At 40.1% G+C, this 22,601-nt stretch carries 21 protein-coding genes and 1 riboswitch; of the genes, 15 read left to right on the top strand and 6 right to left on the bottom strand.

Annotated elements, in window-relative coordinates; translation table 11 throughout:
- Positions 1–164: 164 nt before the first annotated feature.
- On the top strand, positions 165–428 hold the full coding sequence (rpsO, locus tag I2E21_RS00105) for a 30S ribosomal protein S15 (RefSeq protein WP_022233876.1): 264 nt from the start codon (positions 165–167) through the stop codon (positions 426–428).
- A gap of 196 nt (positions 429–624) precedes the next feature.
- Positions 625–2,832: a polyribonucleotide nucleotidyltransferase gene (locus tag I2E21_RS00100; RefSeq protein ID WP_195410014.1), complete on the top strand. Its 2,208-nt coding sequence runs from the start codon at positions 625–627 to the stop codon at positions 2,830–2,832.
- Between the two features lie 175 nt (positions 2,833–3,007).
- On the opposite strand, the gene I2E21_RS00095 is transcribed toward I2E21_RS00100, so the two are convergent.
- Complete coding sequence (locus tag I2E21_RS00095; RefSeq protein ID WP_195410013.1) at positions 3,008–4,369, bottom strand: sodium-dependent transporter; 1,362 nt, start codon at positions 4,367–4,369, stop codon at positions 3,008–3,010.
- 210 nt (positions 4,370–4,579) lie between these two features.
- Here I2E21_RS00095 and I2E21_RS00090 point away from each other — a divergent pair, with 210 nt between their 5' ends.
- Positions 4,580–5,530: an L-lactate dehydrogenase gene (locus I2E21_RS00090; protein ID WP_186934687.1), complete on the top strand. Its 951-nt coding sequence runs from the start codon at positions 4,580–4,582 to the stop codon at positions 5,528–5,530.
- A 166-nt stretch (positions 5,531–5,696) separates the two neighbouring features.
- Here I2E21_RS00090 and I2E21_RS00085 read toward each other — a convergent pair whose 3' ends face one another.
- Positions 5,697–6,356 carry a Crp/Fnr family transcriptional regulator gene (locus I2E21_RS00085; protein WP_195410012.1) on the bottom strand — a complete coding sequence of 220 codons (660 nt, stop codon included), beginning with the start codon at positions 6,354–6,356 and terminating at the stop codon, positions 5,697–5,699.
- An 88-nt stretch (positions 6,357–6,444) separates the two neighbouring features.
- Here I2E21_RS00085 and I2E21_RS00080 point away from each other — a divergent pair, with 88 nt between their 5' ends.
- Positions 6,445–7,143 (top strand): 4Fe-4S binding protein, encoded by a 699-nt coding sequence (locus tag I2E21_RS00080; RefSeq protein ID WP_195410011.1) that lies wholly within the window; start codon positions 6,445–6,447, stop codon positions 7,141–7,143.
- Positions 7,144–7,301: 158 nt separating this feature from the next.
- Here I2E21_RS00080 and spo0A read toward each other — a convergent pair whose 3' ends face one another.
- Together spo0A and spoIVB are read right to left on the bottom strand one after the other, a co-directional pair.
- Positions 7,302–8,072, bottom strand: coding sequence for a sporulation transcription factor Spo0A (gene spo0A / locus I2E21_RS00075; protein ID WP_022233870.1), 771 nt, complete (start codon positions 8,070–8,072; stop codon positions 7,302–7,304).
- 149 nt (positions 8,073–8,221) lie between these two features.
- On the bottom strand, positions 8,222–9,241 hold the full coding sequence (spoIVB, locus tag I2E21_RS00070; RefSeq protein WP_195410010.1) for a SpoIVB peptidase: 1,020 nt from the start codon (positions 9,239–9,241) through the stop codon (positions 8,222–8,224).
- A gap of 174 nt (positions 9,242–9,415) precedes the next feature.
- Between spoIVB and I2E21_RS00065 the strand changes: the two genes are divergently transcribed.
- Positions 9,416–11,746 (top strand): HAD-IC family P-type ATPase, encoded by a 2,331-nt coding sequence (locus I2E21_RS00065; protein WP_195410009.1) that lies wholly within the window; start codon positions 9,416–9,418, stop codon positions 11,744–11,746.
- A gap of 16 nt (positions 11,747–11,762) precedes the next feature.
- On the top strand, positions 11,763–13,103 hold the full coding sequence (locus tag I2E21_RS00060) for a CCA tRNA nucleotidyltransferase (protein WP_195410008.1): 1,341 nt from the start codon (positions 11,763–11,765) through the stop codon (positions 13,101–13,103).
- Positions 13,104–13,160: 57 nt separating this feature from the next.
- On the opposite strand, the gene I2E21_RS00055 is transcribed toward I2E21_RS00060, so the two are convergent.
- Both I2E21_RS00055 and pyrB read right to left on the bottom strand, forming a co-directional pair.
- On the bottom strand, positions 13,161–13,766 hold the full coding sequence (locus I2E21_RS00055; RefSeq protein ID WP_195410007.1) for a DUF308 domain-containing protein: 606 nt from the start codon (positions 13,764–13,766) through the stop codon (positions 13,161–13,163).
- 15 nt (positions 13,767–13,781) lie between these two features.
- A complete protein-coding gene (gene pyrB, locus I2E21_RS00050) occupies positions 13,782–14,849 on the bottom strand; it encodes an aspartate carbamoyltransferase (RefSeq protein ID WP_022234149.1) in 1,068 nt (355 codons plus the stop codon).
- A 270-nt stretch (positions 14,850–15,119) separates the two neighbouring features.
- Here pyrB and I2E21_RS00045 point away from each other — a divergent pair, with 270 nt between their 5' ends.
- The 9 genes from I2E21_RS00045 (at position 15,120) to thiC (ending at position 22,436) form a co-directional block, all read left to right on the top strand.
- Entirely contained in the window at positions 15,120–15,737 is a 618-nt protein-coding gene (locus tag I2E21_RS00045; protein WP_186934695.1) for a PH domain-containing protein, read from the top strand.
- Entirely contained in the window at positions 15,730–16,659 is a 930-nt protein-coding gene (locus I2E21_RS00040; protein ID WP_195410006.1) for a PH domain-containing protein, read from the top strand. The genes I2E21_RS00045 and I2E21_RS00040 overlap by 8 nt, the downstream gene beginning before the upstream one ends.
- 65 nt (positions 16,660–16,724) lie before the next feature.
- Positions 16,725–16,829, top strand: a riboswitch (TPP riboswitch).
- An 81-nt stretch (positions 16,830–16,910) separates the two neighbouring features.
- A complete protein-coding gene (gene thiS / locus I2E21_RS00035; RefSeq protein WP_195410005.1) occupies positions 16,911–17,108 on the top strand; it encodes a sulfur carrier protein ThiS in 198 nt (65 codons plus the stop codon).
- Positions 17,109–17,144: 36 nt separating this feature from the next.
- Positions 17,145–17,915, top strand: a complete 771-nt coding sequence (locus I2E21_RS00030; protein ID WP_195410004.1) for a thiazole synthase — start codon at positions 17,145–17,147, stop codon at positions 17,913–17,915.
- A 10-nt stretch (positions 17,916–17,925) separates the two neighbouring features.
- Positions 17,926–19,083: a 2-iminoacetate synthase ThiH gene (thiH, locus tag I2E21_RS00025; protein ID WP_195410003.1), complete on the top strand. Its 1,158-nt coding sequence runs from the start codon at positions 17,926–17,928 to the stop codon at positions 19,081–19,083.
- Positions 19,076–19,675, top strand: a complete 600-nt coding sequence (locus I2E21_RS00020; protein WP_195410002.1) for a thiamine phosphate synthase — start codon at positions 19,076–19,078, stop codon at positions 19,673–19,675. The genes thiH and I2E21_RS00020 overlap by 8 nt, the downstream gene beginning before the upstream one ends.
- Before the next feature lie 6 nt (positions 19,676–19,681).
- Complete coding sequence (gene thiE, locus I2E21_RS00015) at positions 19,682–20,323, top strand: thiamine phosphate synthase (RefSeq protein ID WP_195410001.1); 642 nt, start codon at positions 19,682–19,684, stop codon at positions 20,321–20,323.
- Between the two features lies 1 nt (position 20,324).
- Complete coding sequence (gene thiD, locus I2E21_RS00010) at positions 20,325–21,116, top strand: bifunctional hydroxymethylpyrimidine kinase/phosphomethylpyrimidine kinase (protein WP_195410000.1); 792 nt, start codon at positions 20,325–20,327, stop codon at positions 21,114–21,116.
- Positions 21,117–21,131: 15 nt separating this feature from the next.
- Positions 21,132–22,436, top strand: coding sequence for a phosphomethylpyrimidine synthase ThiC (thiC, locus tag I2E21_RS00005; RefSeq protein WP_022234158.1), 1,305 nt, complete (start codon positions 21,132–21,134; stop codon positions 22,434–22,436).
- Positions 22,437–22,601: the final 165 nt, after the last annotated feature.

Here is a 22,601-nt window from a genome sequence, read left to right as displayed (position 1 = left end):
AAATGAACATAAAAATTTGTAAAAATCCTTTACATTTATTATCCTTTGTGTTATAATCAACTTGTTGACCGCTGCCTCGGAACAAGGGTTAAGCCGATAATTCGGATTTTCACAGCCTTACTCTGGGACGGTTGGCTAAAATTTTTACAAAGGTGGAAACGCAAATGTTAAAAGAAGAAAAGCAGGCTATCATGGCCGAGTACGCTACTCACGAAGGCGACACAGGTTCTCCTGAGGTACAGATTGCTCTCCTTACAAAGAGAATTAATGACCTTACAGAGCACCTCAAGGTTCATAAGAAAGACCATCACAGCAGAAGAGGTCTTCTTAAGATGGTTGGTCAGAGAAGAAGCCTTCTCAACTACCTCATTAAGGTAGACATTGAGAGATACCGTTCTATTATTGCAAGACTTGGTATCCGTAAGTAATTTTGCAAATCAGGGCAAGCGCAAGCTTGCCCTAAATTCCGTTTTTGCGTAAATTTTCTCAGCTGTATTTTAGCGGTAAAACGGGTAAAAAATCTGTAAAATTTTATTGTTTTTATCGGTTTTATTGCTAAAACAGCGTGAAAATCCGCAAGATGTTTATTACAGAAATCGTATGATTTCAGAAAGGATTTTTACAATGAATAGATTAATGACATTCGACAAATACAGAGTGTTTGAAACAGAATTTGCCGGCAGGCCTTTAAAGGTTGAAACAGGTAAAATGACACAGCTTGCCAACGGTGCTTGTCTTGTACATTACGGTGATACAACAGTTCATGTTGCTGTTACCGCATCTCCAAAGCCGAGAGAGGGCGTTGACTTTTTCCCGCTTTCAGTTGACTATGAAGAGAAGATGTATGCCGTAGGTAAGATTCCGGGTGCCTATCTCAAGAGGGAAGGCAGACCGTCTGAAAAGGCTATCCTTACAAGCCGTGTAATTGACCGTCCGATCCGTCCGCTTTTTGACAAGAGCATGAGAAACGATGTTTCTATCGTTTGTACCGTAATGAGCGTTGACTTGGACTGCTCACCTGAAATTACAGCTATGATAGGTGCGTCAATCGCTATTTCAATTTCTGATGTTCCGTGGAACGGCCCTATTTCAGGTTGTTCTGTAGGTATGATTGACGGCGAGTACATCATCAACCCGACAGAGGCACAGAGAGCGGTTTCTAAGATGGCTACTACCGTTGCGTCAACAAGCACAAGAATTGCTATGATTGAGGCAGGTGCAGACTGCGTTACAGATGATGAGATGTACAATGCCATTATGGCAGGTCACGAGGCTAACCAGAAGATTATTAAGTTTATTGAGGGCATCAAGGCTGAAATCGGCAAGCCTAAGTTTGAGTTTGCAAGTCTTGAGCCTGACCACGATATGTTTGAGGCTATCAAGGCATTTGCAGAGGAAGATGTAAAGGTTGCTCTTGACACCGATGACAAGACAGTTCGTGACGAGAGATTAAAGCCTATTTACGAGGCTGTTCACGCAAAATTTGATGAGATTTATCCTGACAGTGAAGCGCTTATTGACGAGTGCCTTTACAAGACACAGAAGTTTATCGTTCGTCGTTGGCTGCTTGACGAGCAGAAGCGTGTTGACGGCAGAGGTATGGATGATATTCGTCCGCTCGCAGCAGAAGTTTCTGTACTTCCGAGAGTTCACGGTTCGGGTTTGTTTACAAGAGGACAGACACAGGTTCTTACAATCGCTACTCTCGGCCCTGTATCTGACAAGCAGTTGCTTGACGGTATTGACGGCGAAACAGAGAAGCGTTACATTCACCACTATAACTTCCCGAGCTATTCAGTAGGCGAAACAAAGCCAAGCAGAGGTCCGGGCAGAAGAGAAATCGGTCACGGCGCACTTGCAGAGCGTGCTCTCGTTCCTGTAATTCCGCCTGTTGAAGAGTTCCCATATGCATTAAGACTTGTATCAGAGGTTCTTTCTTCAAACGGCTCAACCTCACAGGGTTCAATCTGCGGTTCTACACTTGCACTTATGGATGCCGGTGTTCCGATTAAAGCTCCTGTTGCAGGTATTTCTTGCGGTCTTATTACAGAGGGCGAGCGTTGGATGACAATGGTTGACATTCAGGGCCTTGAGGACTTCTTTGGCGATATGGACTTTAAGGTAGCAGGTACAAAAGACGGCATTACAGCTATTCAGATGGACCTTAAAATCAGCGGTCTTACACCTGAAATGATTAAAGAGGCTCTTGCAAAGACACATAAGGCTCGTAACTATATTCTCGATGAGGTTATGCTCAAGGCTATTGCAGAGCCGAGAAAAGAACTTTCTCCGTATGCTCCTAAGATGTACACAACTACAATTCCTGCCGAGAAAATCAGCGAGGTTATCGGTAAGAGCGGTAAGGTTATCAAGGAAATTCAGGCTGAATGTGAAGTTAAAGTTGACATTGAAGAAGACGGCGATTACGGTAAGGTATTCGTATCGGGTATTGATGCTGACAAATGCAACAGAGCTATTGAGATTATCAAGACTATCGCTATTGATCCGGAGCCGGGTGCTATGTACCTCGGTAAGGTAACAAGACTTATGGACTTCGGTGCATTTGTAGAGATTGCTCCGGGCAGAGAGGGTCTTGTACACATTTCACAGCTTGATGTAAAGCGTGTAGACAAGGTTACTGATGTAGTAAATGTAGGCGATGTTATCCGTGTTAAGGTAATGGAAATCGACGATAAGGGCAGACTTAACCTTTCCCGTCGTCAGGTTCTCATAGATGTTGACGGTCTTACTCCTGAAAACGATGTAGATACAGAGAGAAAGCCACGCCCACGCAGACCTTTTAATGAGAGAAGAAACAACAACAGAAGATAAATTCTGCTGAAAAAGCAGTGAAACACTCCGCTTTGGATTGCCAAGGCGGAGTGTTTGTTTTAATTATTTAGCCTCAAATACGCTAAACCATAAATTATTAATATTTTTGAATTAAAAAAATAAAACGAAAAGCTCATTGGTTTTGCAAATAATCTAAAACCGATGAGCTTTAAATTTATCCCTGCGGAATAAATCCTGAAATAAATACAATCAATACAAGAACAGGTAATACATATTTTATATACGGTTTAAAAAATCTTGGAAATTTGATACCCTCGCCCTGATTACACTCATTCAAATAGCCGTCAAATCCCCAACCAAATTTTGTTGAACAGAAGAGCGAATACAAGAATGCACCTACAGGAAGAAGAATATTGCTTACAGCAAAGTCCTCAATATCAAGTACGCCTTTGCCTAAAATATTGAATCCGCTTAAAAGATTAAATCCAAAAATGCAAGGCAGACAGCCTATAAGCATAATTATTGCATTTATAATTACGGATTTTGTGCGGCTCATATTGAACATATCAATACAGAACGAAATCAGATTTTCAAACACCGCAATTACGGTTGAGAAACACGCAAAGGTCATAAACATAAAGAACAGCGTGCCCCAAATTCTGCCGCCCGCCATATTTACAAATACATTCGGCAGTGTAACAAATATAAGAGCAGGACCTTGATTCGGCTCAACTCCGTATGAAAAACAGGCAGGGAAGATGATAAGTCCTGCGGTGATAGCGACAAAAGTATCAAGTATGCAAATTTTAATTGATTCGCTCGGCAAAGTTTTTTCTCTTGTCATATAACTGCCTAAAATTTCCATAGAAGCAATGCCAAGGCTTAGTGTAAAGAATGCCTGGCTCATTGCTGATGTAATTATATGTCCGATTCCGATTGACTGCACTTTTTCTAAATCAGGAACAAGGTAAAACTTTATGCCCTCGGCAGCACCCGATAAAGTAAGACTGTTTATCGCAAGAATAACAATCAGCGCAAGCAATAAAATCATCATAACCTTGCTGACTTTTTCAATTCCGTTTTGTATGCCTTTGCTGCACACAAAAAATCCTGCAATAGCCATAACAGCCATCCATATTATCATCTCAACAGGATTAGACATCAGATTTGAAAATACATTGCCGACCTGTTCCGCCGTCATTCCGCTTTCAAATGTACCCGTTGCAAATTTGAAAAAGTAGCTTAGCATCCAACCCGATACAGGTGTGTAGTACATCATAAGCAGATAGCAGCCGAGTATGCAGAACCAACCGTGAATGTGCCACTTGCTTTTTGGTTTTTCAAGTTTTTTGTATGCGAGTACGGCACTTTTTTTACTTGCTCTGCCGATTGCAAGTTCCATAGTCAGCACGGGTATGCCCATAATTACGAGGAACAGCAGGTAAAGGAGTACAAATATTCCGCCGCCGTTCTGACCTGTAACATAAGGAAATCGCCATACATTGCCGATACCGATTGCACAGCCTGCGCTGACAAGTATAAATCCGAGTTTGGATTTAAAATTTTCTCTTTCCATAAATAATCTCCTAAAAGGCAAAATACATTATAATTATATAAAATATTAATATACATTGTCAAGCAATTTAAAAATAAAGTATATAAAATAAGAATTATTATTATTTTGCTTGATTTTTCCAAAATATGTGATATAATAAAGTAAAATAAGTAGTGATTACTAAGTTATCTGATTTAGCGTAATAGAAACTTTATTTTAGGGGGTTAAACAATGGATAAAGTTAATTTAAGAAAAATCGCAATAATAGGTTGCGGATTTGTAGGTTCGGCATCGGCTTTTGCGTTAATGCAGAGCAAAATGTTTTCGGAAATCGTGTTGATTGACGCAGACAAAGATAAGGCAGAGGGCGAGGCTATGGATATAAGCCACGGTATTCCTTTTGTCGGAAATATGAAAATCTATGCAGGTAGCTATGACGATATAGTTGATGCTTCAATTATTGTAATTACTGCCGGTGCGGGACAAAAGCCGGGTGAAACAAGACTTGACCTGGTACATAAGAATGTCGGAATTTTTAAGAGTATTATTCCTGAAATTGCAAAAAGAAAATGCCGCGGCATATTGCTTGTGGTTGCAAACCCTGTTGATATTCTTACATATACGGCTCTTAAACTTTCGGGTTTTGAGGAGAACAGGGTTATCGGTTCGGGTACGGTGCTTGATACCGCAAGACTTAAATGTCAGCTCGGTGAGCATTTGTCGGTTGACAGTCAGAGTGTGCACGCATATATTATAGGTGAGCACGGTGACAGCGAAATTGCCGTATGGAGCAGTGCAAATGTTTCGGGTATTCCGCTTGATGATTTCTGTGAGATGAGAGGTCACTATAATCACGATAAATCGCAGGAAAATATCGCAGAAAAGGTTAAAAACAGTGCCTATGAAATAATTGCGAAAAAGCGTGCTACATATTACGGTGTTGCTATGGCGGTAAAGAGAATTTGCGAGGCAATTATCCGTGACGAAAAATCCATACTTCCTATTTCTTCACTGATGCACGGCGAGTTTGGTATTGACGATGTAGTGCTTAGTATGCCGTCGATTGTGGGTGCAAACGGTATTGAAACTAAAGTTCCGATTTCTCTTAGCGAGGACGAAGAAATCAATCTTAAGAAATCTGCCGATACTTTGCGCAGTATTCTTGATGATTGCGAAATTTAAAAGCAGAGTAAAAGGTGGCTGAAAACTCAGTCACCTTTTTGCTTTTATATTTAATTGTGCAATAAGTTGTAATGAATTTTTATGATAGTATGATAATTATGGGATAGCGTAGTGTTTCGTTATGCAATTAAAAAATTTCCCAATACTATAAATCCCAAATAACCTCTTACAAATCAGTTCCTGTATCAAGCAAAACAAAATGATTTTTTCTGTAGTCTAAAATACCGTCTGATTTCATTTTGCTAAGTTCTTTAGAAAGAGCACTGCGGTCGAGATTTAAGTAATCTGCCATCTGCTGACGGTCAAACGGTATTTCAAAGTCTGTGGAATCGGCTTTTACCGATTCTTCCGACAGATAGGCAAGAACTCTTGTACGCACTGCTTTTGATGAAGTGCAAAAAATTCTTCGTGAAAGAGCAAGATTTTTTTGAGCCGAAAGCATAAGCAGACTGTTCATAAATTTCGGGTACCACGGCTGATTGCTGTTTTCCGGTTTAAGAGCGTTTTTTAAATTTATAAATAAAATTTCGCAACATTCGGCGCATACAACATCGACCATCATCGGAGTTTGCGAAAGGGCATAGGTTTCCGCAAAAATTTCTCCTTCATTTGCATAACTGATTATACTTTTATTGCCCCATATATCAATGTTCTCTATAATGACATTTCCCGAGAGCACAATTCCTACGCTGTCTATAACATCTCCCATATGATAAATATGTGTGTTTTTGGCATAAATGCGTTTTTTCATAAATTTACTCTTGTTCATTTGAGTAATTTCCTGTTCGGACATATTTTTAAATAAAAGTATATCACAAAATTTCATAAAAGCCTCATTTCGTTGCTATAACAACATAATTTCTTTTCTGATTATATTATAATTTATTTGCAAAATCAATACGGAGGTATTTAAGATGATAAGAAGAATTATAAATATAGATGAAGAAAAGTGTAACGGTTGCGGTGCTTGTGCAAATGCCTGTCACGAGGGTGCGATTACAATGGTAAACGGTAAGGCTAAACTTTTGCGTGATGATTATTGCGACGGACTCGGTGACTGTCTGCCAACCTGCCCTACGGGTGCGATTTCTTTTGTTGAGCGTGAGGCTCTCGCATATGATGAAGAGGCGGTAAAAGCCAATATGAAGAAAAAGTCAGAAGCATTCGGCGGCTGCCCCGGACACAGACTGCAGACATTTAACAGAGAAAGCTCTAAAAATACTGCTTTTGCGGAAGACGTAAAAATGCCGTCACACCTTGGTCAGTGGCCGTGTCAGATAAAACTTGTGCCTGTAAACGCTCCGTACTTTGACGGCGCAAAGCTGCTTATTGCCGCCGACTGCACAGCATATGCTTATGCGCAGATGCACAATGATTTTATGCGTGGAAAAATTACACTCATAGGCTGCCCTAAACTTGACGATATCGATTACAGCGAAAAACTTGAAAGTATAATTGCAAATAACAATATTTGGAGCGTAACCGTAGTTCGTATGGAAGTACCGTGCTGCGGAGGTCTTGAGTACGCTGTAAAAAGAGCGTTGCAAAACAGCGGAAAGTTTATACCGTGGCAGGTTGTTACAATTTCCACTGACGGTAAAATTTTAGATTAAATAATAAATTTCAACTAAAGCCTTTACATTTGTAGAGGCTTTTTTATGTAGGCGGGGGAGTGCGGATTTCGATTAAATTTAAAAAAGAATATTCACGGAATAAAACGGTATAATATTTTCAAGGACTGCCCATTCGGACAGCCCTTGAGTAAAATTTATCAGCTTGCGTTTTTAATCTGTAATCTTAACTTATCAGAAATCATAGCAATAAATTCGCTGTTGGTTGGCTTGCCTCTGTCGTTGTGGATAGTGTAGCCGAAGTAGGAATTAAGCACATCAACATCTCCTCTGTCCCAAGCAACTTCAATTGCATGGCGAATTGCTCTTTCAACTCTGGATGATGTGGTTTCGTATTTCTTTGCTACAGACGGATATAATTGTTTTGTAACCGCATTGATTATTTCGGGATGTTCAACCGACATAATAATTGAATCCCTTAAATAGTGATAGCCTTTGATATGAGCGGGAACGCCGATTTCGTGCAAAATTTCAGTTACTTTAAGCTCAATGCCGAATGCGTCAAAAGTTACGGGATTTCCGATGAAACTTTCTTTACTGCGCTTTGTCATATTTACAATATTCTGACAAAGTTCTGAAATGTCATACGGCTTGAGTACAAAATAAGACGCTCCCGAATTCATAACCTGCTGTTCGAGAATTGCGTTGTGGAATGATGAGAATACTATGAAAAGCGGAGCTTTAAGTTTATCTCGTCTTACACTGCGCATTACGCCTATTGCGTCGAGTCTGGTCATAAATGAATCCATAAGGACTACATCCGGCTGTTCTGCCTTAATGCGGTTCAACAGTTCTTCTCCGTCTTTTGAGCAGAAAGCAGGCGTAATGTTGTAATTTTCCATTGTTGCATTGCTTTCCTGCGAAAATTCGGATGCTTCTTCTGTGATGATGAGTTTGATTGCTTTTTCCATTGATTATTTCCCCCAGTAATTTTTCTATGAGATTATATTACCATAAAATGGTAATTTTGGCAATACTTTCCAAGCAAAAAAATTCAATAAATAATAAAATTTTTTTGGTTAAAATAATTAACTGCCAAAAATCAACGGATTTAGCTAAATTATTTGTAATTTTGCATCATATTACCAACATATATTCCGTAACCCTCGTTAGTGGAGTTTACAAAAACATGGGTAACAGCGCCTACAAGTTTACCGTCCATAACAATAGGACTGCCGCTCATACCCTGAACAATACCGCCTGCTTTATCAAGTAATTCTTCATCGGTTACTTTAAGCGTAAAACTTTCGGCAGAGTTTGTGTTTCTGCTTATGCTTGTAATTTCAATGCTGTATGCTTTCGGCGTATTGCCCTCAAGAGTGGTATAAACAGTCGCTTTACCCGTTTTCAGTTCGGATTCTTTTGCAACTTCAAGTTTTTCTTTATTTTCTGTAAGCGAAGTATCAAATGTGCCGTATATTCCGATGTCGCAGTTATCGGTAATTTTTCCTATAACTTTGTCGGAGAAATATCCGTTAAGACTGCCGGGGGAGCCGTTTGTGCTTTTTGTTACACTGCTTATTTCCGCTATAACCGCTTCACCCGAGGCAAGCGGCATAAGCGTGTAAGTGTCGCAGTCGCAAATGCCGTGACCAAGACCCGCAAAGTAATTTTCGCTTTTGTCATAATAGGTTACAGTGCCTATGCCTGCACTACTGTCACGCACCCAAGCGCCTATGAGATAATTGCCGGCCGTGTTTTTTATAGGAGCTATCTCTTTTGTAAGCGTTTTGTTGTCACGCTCAAAGGTTACTTCAAGGGTATTTCCGTCTGAATTAAGCGTAGCTTCACGCAATGTTTCATTGCTTGTAATTTTAGTACCGTTAATTTCCTTTATAATATCGCTTTCTTTAAGTCCGCCTTTTTTTGCGGGACAAACATATTTACTGCCGTCAAAATAACTTTCGAGTTCTACTATCATAACACCGTCCGAATACATTTTAAGTCCGAACGGTTCACCGCCGAGATAAACATATTCCGGCAGTTCTCCGCTGTTGCAGGGAATAGCAGTGGCAGAAAGTGAAATAATAGCTGTAAGGGCAACTGATAAAAATTTATTAAAAAATTTAAAAAAAATCAAAAAAATCACCCACTTTCCGTTGCCATTCTTAGTTTTTGCATTTATAATATAAGAAAACAGGATTTTTTATTATTAAAAATTTTTTTGGAAGATAAAAAGTAATTAAAGCAGCTTGTAAGTCAAAAATGTTATTATTTTTATAAATTAAAAAATTTTACATTGAAAGGAATTAGAATGGATACTAATTTAAAAGGACTTACTTCGCAAGAGGTAAGTCGCAGAGTAGCGGAAGGTAAGATAAATATTACCTCAAATTTAAAAACAAAATCAATCGGCAGAATATTCAGAGATAACATTTGTACTTTGTTTAACGCAATCAATGTTGTGTTGCTTGCGGCGCTTGCGTTTGTCGGCTCTTACAAAAATATGCTTTTTATCGGCATTATGATTGCCAACACAACAATCGGTATAGTGCAGGAAATTCGTTCAAAGAAAAGTGTAGATAAACTGACTATCCTTTCCGAAAAGAAAGTTACTGTCGTGCGTGACGGCAGAGAGTGTGAAATAAGCAGAGATGAAATTGTACAGGACGATGTGGTTGTTCTTTCCAGAGGCTCGCAGATTCCCGCCGACTGTATTGTGTGTGAGGGCGAATGCAAGGTAAATGAAAGCCTGCTTACAGGCGAATCGGATCTTATAGAAAAAAAGGTCGGTGACGAACTGCTTTCGGGCAGTTTTATCAGTCTTGGCAAATGTTACGCAAAGGCAAACAAAGTCGGCGCAGAAAGCTATGCGGCAAAAATTAACGATGAGGCAAAGTACATAAAGAAAGTTAATTCGGAAATTTTGCGTTCCTTTAATTTTATTATAAAAATATGTACTTTTATTCTTTTTCCCGTAGGCATCGCTTTCTTTATAAGACAGTTTGGTATCAATGACGGCGATTTGCAGGCTACTGTTGTAAGTACGGTTGCGGCTTTGCTCGGTATGATTCCTAAGGGTATGATTTTGCTTACAAGTTCCGTGCTCGCTGTTTCTATTATACGATTGACACGGAAAAAGGTGCTTGTGCAGGAGATGTATTGCATAGAAACTCTCGCAAGGGTTGATGTACTCTGCCTTGACAAAACGGGCACTCTCACTACCGATGAGATGAATGTTACTGATGTTATCACTATGTGTAATAAGGAAGAAATCGGCACGGCGCTTGCCTCAATCGCAAAATATTCCGACGACAAAAACGCAACTTTGCTTGCAATTGAAAAGTACGCAAAAGGACAAAAGCATATCGGCTGTAAAAAATTCTATCCGTTCTCGTCCGAAACCAAGTGGTCGGGCGGCGATTTTGATAACGGTAAATCCTATGTAATGGGTGCCGCTGAATTTATATTTAAGGATAAGAATAAGTATAAAGAGGTATTTGATACCATTGAAAGCATTAACGATACGGTAAGAATTATTGTTCTTGCCTCTTCCGAAAAGTCGCTCGGTAACGGTTTGCCCGACGATATTACTCCGCTTGCCGTTGTTCTTATTAAAGATAAACTCCGTGAAAATGTAAACGATACCATAAATTATTTTAAAGAACAGGGAGTGGCACTTAAGGTTATTTCGGGCGACAGTGTAAAAACCGTTCAGAATATCGCAAAAGATACGGGAATAACAGGTGCGGAAAACGCAATTGATATGACTACTGTAAAAACACAGGAAGAACTTGAAAAAGCGGCGGAAAATTGCAGTGTGTTCGGCAGAGTTACTCCTCAACAGAAAAAACAGCTTGTAATTGCGCTTAAGAAAAAAGGTCATTCTGTTGCTATGACGGGCGACGGTGTAAACGATGTGCTTGCATTAAAAGAGGCAGACTGTTCAATCGCAATGGCGGCAGGAAGTGACGCCGCAAGAAATGTGTCACAGCTTGTGCTCGTTAATAATGATTTTGCATCAATGCCGGGTGTTGTGGCAGAGGGCAGACGAACAATCAATAACCTTGAACGCAGTTCGGCTTTGTATATTGTAAAAACAATTTATACAATCATACTTTCGGTATTCTTCATATTCTTTCATATGCCATATCCATTTGAGCCTATTCATTTTTCACTTGTCGGTGCTCTTACGGTAGGTTTGCCGTCCTTTGTGCTTGCTTTGCAGCCTAATAAAAACCGAATTAAAGGTAATTTTACCTACAATATAATTGCAAGAGCGGTGCCCGCTGCATTCTGTACCGTTCTCAATATCATAGGTATGGCTGTTATTACGAAGTTTACAACGCTTGCACCTGACGAGTATTCTACAATATGTGTATATATGACGGCATTGTGTGCTTATATGCTCATTTTAAGACTTTCATATCCGTTTAATGCATTGAGAATTGCTATGCTTACTGTGTCGGCGGTCGGCATTGTGCTCGGTTGTGTATTCTTTGCCGGATTCTTCTCGCTTGTATGGCTTTCGGTTGACGGACTTATTTTGTTCGGTTTGCTGTCGGCATTTACAATTGTATTATTCAATCTTCTTTATAATTATGCCGAAAAGCTGATTGAGAAAAATAAAAACAAATATAAATAAGAAAGGGGTTGAAAGTGTGAAAATTAAATTACCGACCGATGTCAGAATGATAATTGACAGATTTGAGAAAAACGGTTTTTCCGCATATGCGGTGGGCGGCTGTGTGCGTGATTCTTTACTGCAAAAAGAGCCAAATGATTGGGATATTTGTACCGATGCTTTGCCGCAGGATATTCTTCGCCTTTTTTCTGATTTTCATACTTTCGACACCGGAATAAAGCACGGTACTGTGTCTGTAGTGATAAATTCTTCCGTGTATGAAATTACAACTTTTCGCATTGACGGAGAGTATTTCGATAATCGTCACCCCGAAAAGGTAGAATTTACGGATGATTTGGTTACGGATTTGTCACGCAGAGATTTTACCGTAAACGCTATGGCTTACAGTGACCGTACAGGTCTTGTAGATCCGTTTGACGGCGCATACGACCTTGAGCTTATGGCGGTGCGCTGTGTAGGTAATCCCGTTGAGCGCTTTACCGAGGACGCATTGCGTATTATGCGTGCTCTGCGCTTTGCCTCGTGCTATAATATGGCGATAGAAAAGCATACCGCCAATGCAATTTTTGAATGTAAAAAACTTTTGAATAATATTGCCGCCGAACGCATAACCGCCGAGTTCAACAAACTTGTATGCGGAGAAAACTGTGAGTACATAATGCGCAGGTTTAAAGATGTGTTTGCGGTATTTTTGCCCGAAATATCAATTATGTTTGGGTACGACCAACATACCAAACATCATAACAAAACGCTTTGGAGGCACACCACCTGTGCAATGACAAATATCGACCCGACTCCGCTTTTGCGAATTACCATGCTTTTTCATGATTTGGGCAAACCTATGGCCTGCAAGCGTGACCCTGACGGCACGGCTCATTTTAAGGGCCATCCAAAATTCAGCGCAGTAATGGCAGAGCAAATACTTGAGCGACTTAAGTATCCACGGGATTTTATAGACGATTGCGTAACGCTGATTGCGTTTCATGATGTAAGGTTTACAGGCAGTAAACCGCAGATAAAACGAGTAATGAACAAAATCGGTGAAACTGATATGCGCAGACTTTTAAAGGTGCAGTATGCCGATTTAACGGCACAATCTATGTACCTTAGAGATGAAAAAATGAGCAAGTATAATCTTGCCTGTGCCGCATTTGAAGAAGTTCTAAAGGAAAAGGATTGTTTTACGCTGAAACAGCTTGATATTAACGGTCACGATTTGATAAAAACAGGAATTACCGACGGCAAACAAATCGGAAATATTCTTGATAAATTGCTCGGTATGGTGATTGACGAAAAAATCGAAAATAAAAACTCAATCCTTATGCAGAAAGCAAAAGAATTGAGCGGAATAGATTAATTATATCGCAAACAAAAACCGCAGATAAGTGTCGGCTTATCTGCGGTTAAATTATTTTTAATCATCATCATACTCGTTATCGGGAGTAATGTTTATCATTTTAGATTCGTTTGAAATTTTCTTTGCATAGTGCCCGATTGTAGCGATAAGTGTAAGTCCAGAAATGCCCTCATATACAAGAGCGATGCCTAAAATAATCATAATTATATCCGCAAAGAAACCGGGGAAGATAATTGTTGTAATCACAAAAATTATAATAAGTGCGGAAACCACAAAACTTATCCACCAATATTTTACTCCGAGCGACTTTAACTGAAACGACCTTTTAATATCAATGGTACTGTCAACGATAATCAAAATACCGATTATTGCGAATATCATTCCTAAAATCGACTGCGGAGAAATCAAGAAGAAAACTCCGAATGCGGTAGCCGCAATGCCGACAATCATTTCAAAGCCGAAAGACGCTTGTTTTGAAGTGAAATATGTTATGAGATTAAACAGTCCGTAAACCGTTAGCGCACCGCCGAGCGTATAGCAAAGCGCAATGCTTACCTTGTCGGGATAAAAAATCATAACAAAGCCGAGTACGATATAGGCAAGAGCCGAGATAATGGCGGTAGAAATTGCCTTGCCGTATTTTTTGCTTTTGTTTTTGCTCATTAATCAATCACCTCATCAGTCAATGCGCTTGTCGCAGTAGTCGCACATCTGCATACCGAGTTTTAAGTATGAACGATTCGGCAGGTATTCTTCCCGTGCGGTAATGCATCTCGGATTTGTACAGCGTTTGTCTATAACAGAGATTTCTCTGTCCTTAAGCATAAAGTCGTCATCCTGTAAAAGCAGGAGAATAAGTGCCATTCTGCCGTACATACCGTAGAGTGCCTGCTTAAAGTACAGGGCACGGGGGTCGTCGTCTATGTCAACCGTGATTTCGTTTACTCTTGGCAGCGGATGAAGAATGATCATATCTTCCTTGGCTTTTGCAAGTTTCTCTTTGTCAAGAACAAATACATACTTCTGCTTTTCGTATTCCTCTTTGCTTGCAAAGCGTTCCTGCTGTATTCTTGTCATATAAAGTACATCAAGGTCGGAAATAGAACTTGCAAGGTCATTTGAAAATTCATATTTACAGTTGTTCTTTTCAAGAATATCAATAATGTAAAGCGGTACTTGTAATTCTTTTGTAGAAATAAGCACAAATGAATTGTTATCGTACTGCGAAAGTGCCTTTATGAGTGAATGTACGGTTCTGCCGTTTAATAGGTCGCCGCAGATACCGATTTTTAGGTTATCAAGTCTGCCTTTTTCGCAGCTTAAAGTAACTATATCGGCAAGAGTTTGTGTAGGGTGAAGATGTCCGCCGTCGCCGCAGTTGATAAACGGAACGCCTGCATACATAGACGCAGCCATTGCAGAACCCTCTACAGGGTGGCGCATTGCGATAATGTCGGCATAGCCGCCTACAATTGTCATGGTATCTTTAAGACTTTCACCTTTGGCAACGGAAGAATTGAGCGGATTGTCAAAACCGATTGTTCTGCCGCCGAGCTTTAGCATTGCAGTCTGAAAAGACATTTGAGTTCTTGTGCTCGGCTCGTAGAAAAGCGTGGCAAGAATTTTGCCGTCGCAGGCGTGTCTGTAATCAGCAGGATTTTCCATAATTTTTTTAGCTTTTTTAATCAGCATATCAAGCTGTTTTTTCGACATTGCGTCAAGGTCAATAAGATTTTTATTAGCCATTAAAAACACTACCTTTATAATTTTTTTCTATTTTATCAAAAATATACAAGGTTTTAATATCAATAAAGAAAAATAACATTTAAATTTACATTTACCGACAACCGTATATTACATATTTTGTTAAGATTACATTACATTTGCCGAATAAACTTATTTTTTATACTTTTTATTCAAAAATATTCTTTTGACTTTTGCAAAATTATGTATTATAATAAGATGAAATATACAACAAATAGACAAAATTTTACTGTTACACAGAGGGTATTGATTTTGAATTACGATTATACTTTGACCGATACTTTAAAAATGGCAGTCGGCAGTCAGACAGTTTTGCGAAAAGGAAAACCAGAGAGAAAATGTGCGGTATTGCAAAGATTTTTTAATCCTATGCTGATTTTTTCTTTGCTGATTTCGGTTTATGTTTTGATTGCGTATATAAACGGCGATGCACCTCTTACGCCTAAAGCACCGATGTTTCTCGGAGAACCTGCCGATGAATTTAAATACGCATTCAGATTTTACCTGTTTATCTTTTTGAATATACTGCCGACAATTTTGTATGTAATCGGTTTTGCCTTTTCCGTGAGGCAGTATAAAAATGCCGAGTATGCAATAACCGACTGCGGAGTGTTTCTTACAAAAGGCTTGTTTTCAAAAAAGCTGTATTATAAGCCGTACAGAGAGATTTACGATATTCAGATTAGGAAAGAAATTTCTGACATCTTGTGTAAGACGGGTACCGTGACTTTAAGTTTTGAGTTTCCCGAACAGAAAATAGGAAGTCTGACGCCCGTAAATATGGCTCCGCTTAAAATAAAAAATATTTCAGATTATATGGAAGTCTATAAATTGTTACAGGAAAATGTGAGGAGAACAAATTATGTATGATGATTACAAGGTAAGCGATGACTTAAAAAATATGATGAATAACGAACGAATTGTGTGGTCGGGCAGACCTAAGAAGTCGTGCTTTGTGCTTGAGTGTATTTTTAACCCAATGCTTATTTTTGCTTTCATTTGGTTTATGTTTGACTTTATGTTTATAAGTCAAATTTTCTCAAGTGACCTTTCTGAGTTAGACTCAAGCGTATGGATGTTTGTCGGCTTTTTCGCTCTTCATTTAATGCCTGTATGGATATATCTCGGCGGTGTTATTTTTTCTTTCAGAAAGCTGAAAAATACGGAATATGCCATTACCGATAAAGGCATTTACAGTACAAACGGCTGTTTTTCCAAACAGTATAATTTTAAGCCTTTTACAGACCTTTCGCATGTGTATATTCACAGAGGTATTTTTGACCAGTGGCTCGGAGTAGGCGATGTTATTTCCGAATGTCATCATTACGCCGCTGTTCGTTCGAATAGCAGACATTCTGATAATTTTACTATTTCCGATATTCCCGATTATGTTGAAGTTTGCAATATTATAAAAAAGTATCAGACAGATATTTATGCCGATACACAATTCCCAAACGATTACAGACCGCAGTCTAACCACGGTTACAACACAAATTATTATCCGAACGGCGGAGTAAATCCAAATAATTTTTACGGACAGAACAGCAATCCGAACGCTTACTACAATAACCAGCGCAACGCATATTATAATCAAAACAATGCGCAAAATTACAACAGAAATTATAATGCAAATCCTCAAAACTTCAATTCCGATTACAGCAGTAATCCCGGCTTTACAGGTGAAAACTGCGATACACACGACGGTTATGAAGTGAATGCAGGCAGTAATAATTACGACAGTTGGGATAATCCCAAGGCTAAAAAAGAGAAAGACAGTTGGGATAAGCAGTAATAATTTGTCGGATTTTTTATAAATTTGTTTTGACATTTCATTAATTTGGTACTATAATAAAGAAAACAATACAAAACGGGAGCCGAGTGGCTGAGAGGAAATGAATTGACATTTCGACCGTAAACCTGATTTGGATAATGCCAACGGAGGGACTTTGCAGCGTAAGTTTGCTATAGGCTTACGGTAAATATTTTACATACAAAGTGCGTCGGTTCGGCGCACTTTATTTTTTGCTTTTCGGAGGTGAAGTTATGATAAGAATAAACGGAGTTGATATTGATAAAATTGAAATTTCACTTATGCAGTACCTTGAAGGAAATTCAATTTCACCGCAGAGAATTGCGGTTGAGCTTAACGAGGAAATTCTGCCGAAGGCAAATTACGCCGCTACTGTTCTCAAAGACGGAGATGTAGTAGAAATCGTAAATTTTGTCGGCGGCGGTTGTTGAGTTTTTCCGCATTAAATTATAAAGGAGATAATAATAATGAAAAATGATAAGCTGATTTTAGGCGGACACGAATTTAATTCCCGATTTATTCTCGGTTCGGGTAAGTATTCGCTTGACCTTATAAAAGCGGCAGTTGAAAATGCAGGCGCAGAGATTATTACTCTTGCATTAAGACGAGCTGTAACAGGCAAGGTTGCAAATATTCTTGACTATATTCCTAAGAATGTTACTCTTTTGCCCAATACCTCGGGTGCAAGAAATGCCGATGAGGCTGTAAGAATTGCAAGACTTGCAAGAGAGGCAGGCTGCGGCGACTTTATTAAAATTGAGGTAATCAGAGATTCAAAGTACCTTTTGCCCGACAATTATGAAACAATAAAGGCAACCGAGGCACTTGCCAAAGAGGGCTTTATCGTACTTCCGTATATGTATCCGGACCTTAATGTGGCAAGAAGTTTAAGAGATGCGGGTGCTGCCGCAATTATGCCGCTCGGCTCTCCGATAGGTTCAAACAAGGGAATAGCTACAAAGGAATTTATTAAAATCATCATCAACGAAATAGACTTGCCTGTTATTGTTGACGCAGGTATTGGCAGACCGTCGCAGGCTTGCGAGGCTATGGAAATGGGTGCGGCGGCTGTAATGAGCAATACCGCCATTGCAACTGCAGGTGATATTCCTATGATGGCAAACGCATTTAAAAAGGCGATTGAGGCAGGCAGACAGGCTTACCTTTCAGGTCTTGGCAGAGTAATTGAGAACGGTGCGTCTGCATCATCACCTCTTACGGGATTTCTTGAAAGTTGAGGCGTGAACAATGGAAGAAAGAATTGACCATATGAAATATCTGCCCGATATGGAGCAGATTGATTCTGATATACCCGACAGAGTAATTGCAGAAATGAACGGATATGACCCGTCGATTTATACCGAAAACGATGTAAGACGGGCACTTGAGCACGACGAAAAAACTGTTGACGATTTTAAGGCTTTGCTTTCGCCTGCGGCATTACCTTTGCTTGAAGAAATCGCAGAGGCTGCGAGAGCAGAAACCAAAAAGCATTTCGGCAATTCCGTAAATATGTTTACACCGCTTTACATTTCAAATTATTGTGAGAATTACTGTATTTACTGCGGTTTTAACTGTCACAATAAAATTCACCGTGCAAAGCTGAACGCAGAGGAAATCGAGCACGAAATGCAGGCAATTGCAAAGACAGGCTTGCAGGAAATACTTATTCTGACAGGCGAAAGCAAAAAAATGTCGGATGTTAAGTATATCGGCGAGGCTTGCAAAATTGCGAGAAAGTATTTTAAAGTCGTAGGACTTGAAGTATATCCGATGAACAGCGACGAGTACCGTTATGTGCACGAATGCGGTGCCGACTATGTAACCGTTTTTCAGGAAACCTATAATTCCGATAAATACGAAACGCTCCACCTTGCGGGTCATAAGAGAATTTTCCCGTACAGAGTAAATACTCAAGAAAGAGCTTTGATGGGCGGTATGCGTGGCGTAGGTTTTGCGGCGCTTTTAGGACTTAGCGACTTCCGTAAAGACGCACTTGCCACAGGTATGCACGCTTATCTTATTCAAAGAAAGTATCCGCACGCAGAAATTGCTTTTTCCTGCCCAAGATTAAGACCGATTATCAATAACGATAAAATCAATCCGAAAGATGTACACGAACCGCAGCTTTTGCAGGTTATTTGTGCGTACAGATTGTTTATGCCATTTGCAAGCATTACCATTTCCACAAGAGAATGTCAGCGCTTCCGTGACAATGTGGTTGACATTGCGGCAACTAAGATTTCCGCAGGCGTAGATGTCGGCATTGGCGGTCACGACGGTGAAAGAGAGAAAAAGGGCGATGAGCAGTTTGAAATTTCAGACAGCAGAAATGTTGACGAGGTTTACAAGGCTCTCACAGACAAGGGCTTACAGCCCGTTATGAGCGATTACATCTATGTGTAATGTAGTAAGCGTGACGGCAAAACCGCTTTGCAAAGATGATTTTTTACAGAAAATACAAAAAATATCCGATTCCGATACACAATATATAATTCTTAGGGAGAAATATCTTTCCGAACAGGAATACTTCAATCTTGCAAAAAATGTGCTTTCGGTTTGTGACAAAGACAAATTGATTATACATAATTTTCCCGAAACCGCTGTAAAACTCGGTGTTAAAAAAATTCATCTGCCTTTCGGTGCGTTTAAAGATTTAAAGGGCAGAGAGGATTTTGATTTGCTCGGAACTTCCGTACACAGTACGGAGGACGCAATATTTGCCGAAGAAAACGGAGCGGATTACATTACGGCGGGTAATATTTTTGAAACCGACTGCAAAAAAGGACTAAAGGGTAAAGGTGTAAATTTTTTGCGGAATGTGTGTGACAGTGTAAATATTCCCGTCTACGCAATAGGCGGCATAAATGCTGATACCGCAAAAGAATTAAAATCCGTAAACAGAAAGAATTTTGCCGGTGTATGCGTTATGTCACTTCTTATGCAGAGTGAAAATATAAATGAAGAAGTTATGAAAATTAAGCGTGAATTGGGGTGATATAGCGTGAAATTTGACAAAAATATGCTTGCGTTATATGCGATTACAGACAGAAAATGCATAGGCGACCGTGGACTTGAGTACAGCGTTGAGCAGGCTTTATCGGGCGGCGCAACAATGATTCAGTTAAGAGATAAGGAAGTCGATTTTGATACGCTCTGTAAAGAGGCAGACACTCTGCTTAAAATTTGCCAAAAGTATAACGCACCGTTGATCATTAACGATAACGCAGATGTTGTAATAAAGACAGGTGCTGACGGTGTGCACCTCGGTCAGAATGATATGGAGCTTGCCAAGGCGAGAGAAATCCTCGGTAAAGATAAAATAATCGGCGGCTCGGCACGCACAATTGAACTTGCCAAAAAAGCAGAGCAGAGCGGAGCGGATTACATAGGCAGCGGTGCGGTGTTCGGCACACTTACAAAGGCAGACGCAAAATACCTCGGTACAGAAAATCTTAAGAAAATATGCGGCGCTGTCGGTATTCCTGTTGTGGCAATCGGCGGTGTAAGCGCAGATAATATACCGCAGCTTGAAAATTGCGGTATAAGCGGCGTTGCCGTGGTGAGTGCGATTTTTGGCGCTGACAATATCTGTTCCGCCGCACAAAAATTAAGAAAACTTGCAGACATAATTTACGGAGGTTAGTTTGAAAACTGTATTGACAATAGCCGGCAGCGACTGCTCGGGAGGAGCGGGAATACAGGCTGATATAAAAACAATAACAATGCACTATTGCTATGCAATGAGCGTCATTACCGCCCTTACGGCGCAAAACACAACGGGCGTATACGGTATTGAGCAGACGAGCGACGAGTTTATAGCAAATCAGCTTGACTGTGTGTTTACCGATATTTTTCCCGACGCAGTAAAAATAGGTATGGTTTACGGCAATAATTCCGCAAAAGTAATTGCCGACAAGCTCAATTTTTACAAAGCAAAAAATATTGTGACCGACCCTGTAATGGTATCTACCAGCGGCAGCAGGCTCATAAGTGAGCAGGGACTTGAAAATCTGAAAAAATATCTTTTGCCGATTTCCGCACTTGCCACTCCGAATGTACCCGAGGCTGCAATTTTGAGCGGAATTAATATCAAAAATTTACAGAATATGCAAAATGCCGCTAAAATAATTTCCGATAAATACGGCTGTGCCGTACTCTGTAAGGGCGGTCATTTAGAGGATTGCAGTGATGATTTGCTTTACTCTGACGGCGAGTTTTATACTTACCCCTCGGTAAGAATTGACAATCCCAATACTCACGGCACCGGATGTACGGTTTCAAGCGCAATAGCAAGCAATCTTGCGAAAGGCTTTGAAATTTCTCAAGCCGTTGAGAACGCAAAGGCGTATGTAACAAAAGCAATCGGCGTAAAACTTGACCTCGGCACAGGCAGAGGACCGCTGATGCATAACTATATTTTACAAAATTTTAAATGAAAAGGCAGATGAAATATGAGAGAATATTCAACACAGATGGAGGCTGCAAGAAAGGGAATTGTAACAAAGGAACTTGAAATCGTAGCTAAAAAAGAAAGAATGACAGTAGAAGAACTTATGCCGCTCGTAGCAGAGGGCAAGGTGGCAATTTGTGCAAATAAAAACCATAAGTGCATTGACCCCGAGGGCGTAGGCTCAATGCTAAAAACAAAAATAAATGTAAACCTCGGTATTTCAAGAGATTGCAAAGATTATGATATTGAAATGGAAAAGGTTATGCAGGCTGTAAATATGGGCGCTCACGCAATTATGGACCTTTCGTCGCACGGCAACACAATTCCTTTCCGCAGAAAGCTTACAAGCGAATGCCCGGCAATGATTGGTACTGTACCTGTTTACGATTCCGTTATTCATTATCAGCGTGACCTTGATACACTTACAGCACAAGATTTTATTGATGTTGTAAGACTTCACGCACAGGACGGTGTGGACTTTGTAACACTCCACTGCGGTATTACGAGAAAGACTATTGAGCAGATTAAAAAGCATAAGAGAAAGATGAACATAGTTTCCCGTGGCGGTTCACTTGTGTTTGCCTGGATGTGTATGACAGGCAACGAAAACCCGTTTTATGAGTATTACGATGAAATCCTCGACATCTGCCGTGAGTACGATGTAACAATTTCTCTCGGTGACGCTTGCCGTCCGGGTTGCCTTGCAGACGCTTCCGATGTTTGTCAGATTGAGGAGCTTGTGCGCCTTGGCGAGCTTACAAAAAGAGCATGGGCAAAAGATGTTCAGGTAATGGTAGAGGGTCCGGGTCATATGCCGATGGACCAGATAGAGGCTAATATGAAGATTCAGCAGACAATCTGCTGCGGTGCTCCGTTCTATGTTTTAGGTCCGTTGGTGACAGATATTGCCCCGGGTTATGACCATATTACTTCCGCAATCGGCGGTGCTATTGCCGCTGCTTCGGGTGCCGCATTCCTTTGTTATGTAACTCCTGCCGAGCATTTGGCTTTACCGAATGTTGACGATGTAAAGCAGGGAATTATTGCCTCTAAAATTGCGGCGCACGCAGCCGATATTGCAAAAGGTGTGCGCGGCGCAAGAGAAATTGACGACAAAATGGCAGACGCAAGAAGAAAGCTTGATTGGGAGGCTCAATGGGATTGTGCCATTGACCCCGAAACCGCAAGAAAAATCCGTGATGACCGCAAACCCGAGCACGAAGATACTTGCTCAATGTGCGGTAAATTCTGCGCAGTAAGAAGTATGAACAAGGCTCTCAACGGCGAGCATATCGACATTCTTTAATTAACAAGTTTCATTTTTATACCTGTATTTCAAAATTGCACCTTGCTTGCTGACCCGACCCCCAAAAGTTAGACCTAAAAAATCTAATTTTGGAGGTCGGTATTTTTATGTCAAAATACAGTTATGAATTCAAGAAGAAGGTAGTAATGGACTACATAAATGGAA

The sequence above is a fragment of the Ruminococcus sp. BSD2780120874_150323_B10 genome (assembly GCF_015553695.1).
Classification (GTDB): Bacteria; Bacillota; Clostridia; order Oscillospirales; family Acutalibacteraceae; genus Ruminococcoides; species Ruminococcoides intestinale_A.
The sequence above is the reverse complement of the archived record's forward strand: the minus strand, read 5'-3'. Positions and strand labels throughout refer to the sequence as shown.